Source organism: Youngiibacter multivorans (assembly GCF_017873395.1).
Taxonomy (GTDB): Bacteria; Bacillota; Clostridia; order Clostridiales; family Clostridiaceae; genus Youngiibacter; species Youngiibacter multivorans.
Map to the genome: position 1 here is coordinate 1 of NZ_JAGGKC010000059.1, position 4,639 is coordinate 4,639.

Annotated in this window: 5 protein-coding genes; 2 read left to right on the plus strand and 3 right to left on the minus strand. The window is 43.5% G+C overall.

Annotated features, from left to right (window positions below):
- Nucleotides 1-139: 139 nt before the first annotated feature.
- Genes J2Z34_RS17380 through J2Z34_RS17390 form a run of 3 tightly spaced genes read right to left on the minus strand, consistent with a single transcriptional unit; the run spans nucleotide 140 to nucleotide 3,319 of the window.
- A complete protein-coding gene (locus tag J2Z34_RS17380; RefSeq protein WP_209461138.1) occupies nucleotides 140-1,165 on the minus strand; it encodes a tyrosine-type recombinase/integrase in 1,026 nt (341 codons plus the stop codon).
- A complete protein-coding gene (locus tag J2Z34_RS17860) occupies nucleotides 1,155-2,123 on the minus strand; it encodes a tyrosine-type recombinase/integrase (protein WP_280922348.1) in 969 nt (322 codons plus the stop codon). The genes J2Z34_RS17380 and J2Z34_RS17860 overlap by 11 nt, the downstream gene beginning before the upstream one ends.
- Entirely contained in the window at nucleotides 2,120-3,319 is a 1,200-nt protein-coding gene (locus J2Z34_RS17390) for a site-specific integrase (protein WP_209461140.1), read from the minus strand. Before J2Z34_RS17390 ends, J2Z34_RS17860 begins: the two co-directional genes overlap by 4 nt.
- 213 nt (nucleotides 3,320-3,532) lie before the next feature.
- On the opposite strand from J2Z34_RS17390, the gene J2Z34_RS17395 reads away from it, so the two are divergent.
- A complete protein-coding gene (locus J2Z34_RS17395) occupies nucleotides 3,533-3,760 on the plus strand; it encodes an IS3 family transposase (protein ID WP_245250910.1) in 228 nt (75 codons plus the stop codon).
- Nucleotides 3,761-4,018: 258 nt separating this feature from the next.
- Nucleotides 4,019-4,501 (plus strand): ECF transporter S component, encoded by a 483-nt coding sequence (locus J2Z34_RS17400; protein WP_209461141.1) that lies wholly within the window; start codon nucleotides 4,019-4,021, stop codon nucleotides 4,499-4,501.
- The last annotated feature ends 138 nt before the right edge of the window (nucleotides 4,502-4,639 follow it).

The following is a 4,639-nucleotide window of genomic DNA, read 5'->3' on the forward strand; positions in this document are numbered from 1 at the left end:
CCTGAGCTTGTCTCAGCTCTCCTGTCCTGTTCCTATTCCCACTCTTGTTAGTATCTTAAGTCATGTATAAACACAAATTAAAATACACTACCACGCAACCTAAAGAACCTATTATGGTTTCTTCGGCATAGTCTTTTTGTTATTCCAACGAGTACAATATCTTTCTTACAGATTCCTTTTTCCATATCTTTTCTTCACTCACGATGCCGTCTGTGGATTTATTCATTGCCTCGCTCATCATCTCAAGCGTCGCGAATGCATAGAACCCTGAAGTTGTAGACATGCTTTCATGACCCAACAGCTGCATTATGAATGGCAGAGGGACTCCGCTTTTGTACAGATCCATTGCCTTTGTTTTTCTCAACATGTGGCAATGGACACGATCAGGGACTTCACTGCAATTCTCTCTTGCAATATCTGAAGCTGTCTTCAGGATAAGGCTGATGCTGTCTGCAGAGAGTCTGGTGTTCTTGCCGTTAAGCATACTGTAGAACAGTGGCACTTCATCATTTTCGGGATGGAATTCCCTAAGATATCCTTTTAAGTGTTTTACTGTCTTTTCAAGCAATGGAACATTCCTTCCTTTCCTGCCTTTTCCGATAAGAGTGACGAACGGGTTCTTCATTTCTAAGTGCAACGAAGAAATGTTAAGATCTGCCAGTTCCTGGACTCTCGCACCTGTGTCATACATAAGTATTAACAGCATGCGATTGCGTCGATGTTTGGCTGTCTTGTTGTCGAATGCCGCCAGTATAGCAGCAGTTGCATTTGGCTGCAGATATACAATCGGAGCCTTTTCTTCCTTGAGCTTTCTTACTGTACATACATCGGTATATATGCCGCGCAGCTCAAAATCTTCTTCGCTGCAGTATTTCAGAAATGACCGTATAGCCATCAGCTTCAGATTGATCGATTTTACTGAATAATCCTTGCTCTTGAGCCATTCAATGAACTCCTGAATGTTCTTTCTGTTAAAGGAATCCATTGTTACGCCGCCATCGGATATTGACTTAACTTCCTCCAGAAAAGCAAGATATGACTTCAGTGACTGCTTGTATGCATCTACGGATTTATCTGAAAGATTTCTGGTTACCGGCATGTATGAGTGGAGATAGTTTCGCGCCAGTATCCAGAAATTCCTATCCTTCTTTCGGTCATACTTCATACGCATCGACCTCCGGAATAACATATGCAGACGACGCGGTCAGCGTCCTGTACTGCGAGAAATAATCTGGGATCAGATGTATGTAGTAATATGTGCTTTCAAGTGATGAATGTCCCATATACCTCATAAGGTATGGAAGCATCGCGTGGATATCTTTACCTTCTTCAGACCAGCGCATTATGTTTGCACAGGCGAAATGATGTCTGAAGTCATATGCTCTCGACTTGACTTTGCCATCACGTTTCAGTCCGGCAGACAACCAGATATTCCTGAAATTCGATGAAATGGCCGAGGATGAATACATGCCACCATATCCGCCAGGGAAAAAGTGCTCGCGATCAGGAAACACCGTGTTGATCTTAGCATCATATTCCTTAAGATATTTGATCAGTTCATCGCACAAGTACAATCTGCGGTCGCGAAGAGCCTTTCCACCAAGGATATCTATATATCCCTGATCCAAATGCACCTGCGTACACTTCAGGCCTCTCGCCTCCATGCATCGCGCACCACAGCAATACAGAAACCTGTATAGTGCTGGAAGCACATAGCGATGACTCGGCCAACCGCTGTATCTTAAGACAAAACGGTCACATTCTTTGAAAAACATCTGTATTTCTTCTTCCGTGAGCAGATACACTTCTGCTTGGTACCGCTGAGTCCTAAATCTTTCATCAAGGATATATGCTTCGTTGTCACCAGTGATGTTAAGATAACGCCCGAATTCTCTAATTGGTGATGCCCAACTGCGATCTCGAGTTACACTTCTCCCTGCGTAGTATTCTGCCCAGCCTTCAACCAAAGATTTGGTAAGGGTTGTTTCATTATCATGACTAAGATTGTAGCAATCAAGGCTTTTTAAATGAGATCTTGGAGCGGAATACTTTATCCCAAGGGAATTCTTAAAATTTAGGAAATCATTTATCTTACGTGACAGATTGCTTATGTACGTGATCATGGCAGCACCTCGGTGGAGATGTTAACCATTGGAAGCACACATTCTCTGAGGCGCTCCGCATCAGTAGTTATATATATGTCTGTCGTATCCGGGCTGGAATGTCCCAGTATGGCCGCAATCGTTTCTATTGGCACCTGATTCTTCACCATTGTAGATGCGGCATTATGGCGAAGCATGTGCATTCCGAAGATGCGACTTTCATTGGAGATGCTGGCTTTACGAAACACTCTTGTAACAATCGCATGACAGCTGGCATGATCTGCAAACGGATTAAATGGTGCCAGCTGTCTGACAAAGAGATAATCATTATCTGCAGCCGGCCTTTCCTCACAAAGATATCTGGCTATAGCGTTTCCTACTGCCGCGGTCAGCGGTAGACGAACCATGTTTCCGGTCTTACTTTGCCTGAATGAAATCGTTTCGTTTATCCAGTCAATATCTGAAAGCTTCAGGTTGATCAGATCACATGCTCGTATACCGCAGGACAAGCCGGTTAGAACGATTGCACCATCTCTTAATGAGACTGCTTTCTGGTCAATGACATTTTTGATGCGATCAAATTCCTCGTCAGTTAGCGTTGGTATTATGCGTTTGAATCTGGGACCATGGATACCGGCAATGGAATTGACCAAATCTTCTCTGCCAAGATATCTGAATATTGATCTCAGTTCACACAGTATTTCACGAAGCCTCTCTGGCTTGGATTCTGCAAGATAGCCATAAATATCTTCGGCAATGAGAGCCTCAGTATCTGTGATGCTATTTTGATGCATATACTGAAGCATGCGATACATGCCATACTCATAGAAATGCCTCGTGTTTACATTGTCGTAGGTCTCATATAAGAACGACAGGTAGTCACTGTATAGCTGAAGATGTACCGGATCTTCAGGCTGGATCTTGCCTCGCTTCATCATCTCAAAGCTGAATTCAACTCTGTAATAGTAAAAATTCAGTAATCTGATGAAGCGACCCTGTGTATGGTATCTGTTGTTGCTGAATTTTCCGGTCTTTGCGCTGATGACATCATTAGCATACGGTTGGCCACTATCCGGACTGTATTCTGTAATGCTATTTTCTCTGCAGTAAGCTTTGAAACGTCTGATCACACCACGATAATTGAAGATGGTGCTCTCGTTGTATCCGGCGTTGGTCAGTGCGTCCAATAACAGTTCACAAATCTCGTCAATTGACATCTTAAGGTACCTCCTTGTCTCTAAAGTACCTTAAGTATATAAAAAACTATGCCGAAGAAACCATAATAGGTTCTTTAGGTTGCGTAGTTACAGCAATTCTTCGGCATAGTTTTTTCTTCGGCATAATCGCTATTATCCCGAATTCGGGATAATAGCGATAGAGGGTTTCAGTATACAAACCGAGTATTCTACCATAAGCTTATGGAGGCTGGTATGACACAGAGCATGTCTCGCGTAGGCCGTTGCATCGACAATGGTCCTATGGAGGGATTCTGGGGTATCTTGAAGCGCGAAAGATACTATGGCAAAAGGTTCACCTCTCGTGAATCGCTTGTACAGATGATTGAAGACTACATTGTATACTACAACACGAAACGCTTGCAGCGGAATCTAGGGGTCCTGGCCCCATTAATGAAGTATGAACTGTATTTTGCTGCATAAGAAAACCGCAAATCTCGGAAGCTAAAGCACCCTTGATTTGCGGCTAATCCAGTGCGTAGGCACTGTCAAAATCTTATGTTATTTCATTGTCCTCTTGACGGAGAGCAGATCATTGCAGCTGCCCTTTTGTTCGTGGAAATTCTGAAAATGCATCCACACTGTATATTTTTCGCATAAGTCTTTTGAAAACCAAAGTTTTTCTTCCAAAATCACAATTTCGGTACTATACTATTCCTATCGCACAAACGGAGGGATAAAATGACAAACTACAGAAGACTCACATACGGGGGAGTGCTCGGTGCACTTGTATTCCTCGGAACTTATTTCCTGAAGGTTCCAATAGCATACGGATATATCCATCTTGGCGACGGGATGATACTTATAAGTTCAATACTCCTCGGTCCGTTCGCAGCTGCTCCTGCAGCAGTAGGCTCGGCTCTTGCCGACCTTGTGTCAGGCTATGCAATGTATGCCCCATTCACCTTCGTGATAAAGGCACTCATGGCTGTGGTACCGGCACTCATGGTAAGAGGATCGAAGGCAGCTCCTGCAAAATACGCAATACCTTTCATAATTGCTGAAATTATCATGATTGCAGGGTATTTCCTTGCAGACAGCATATTCTGGGGAACTGAAGGTGCAATCGCCGCAGCACCCATGAATGCCATACAGGCAGTATCCGGAGTTGTCATCGGCATCATAGGTGCAGGCATCATAAGGAAGAACAGCATAAGCATTTAGAATCCATTAGAATATTGCGATGAAAAGAAAACGCCCTCAAAGGGAGGGCACTGAAAAAGCCCCCAAAATTAGCATGATTTGAGCAGAAGATAAGAGGGGACGGAATCCGGACCCTCTTATCTTCCTTTTTTTAGAGTT

What these genes read in the sequence shown, in the direction of transcription:
- J2Z34_RS17380 (WP_209461138.1), bottom strand. Translation starts at nt 1,165, where the DNA reads ATGAAGTATGACCGAAAGAAGGATAGGAATTTCTGGATACTGGCGCGA.
- J2Z34_RS17860 (WP_280922348.1), bottom strand. Translation starts at nt 2,123, where the DNA reads ATGATCACGTACATAAGCAATCTGTCACGTAAGATAAATGATTTCCTA.
- J2Z34_RS17390 (WP_209461140.1), bottom strand. Translation starts at nt 3,319, where the DNA reads ATGTCAATTGACGAGATTTGTGAACTGTTATTGGACGCACTGACCAAC.
- J2Z34_RS17395 (WP_245250910.1), top strand. Translation starts at nt 3,533, where the DNA reads ATGACACAGAGCATGTCTCGCGTAGGCCGTTGCATCGACAATGGTCCT.
- J2Z34_RS17400 (WP_209461141.1), top strand. Translation starts at nt 4,019, where the DNA reads ATGACAAACTACAGAAGACTCACATACGGGGGAGTGCTCGGTGCACTT.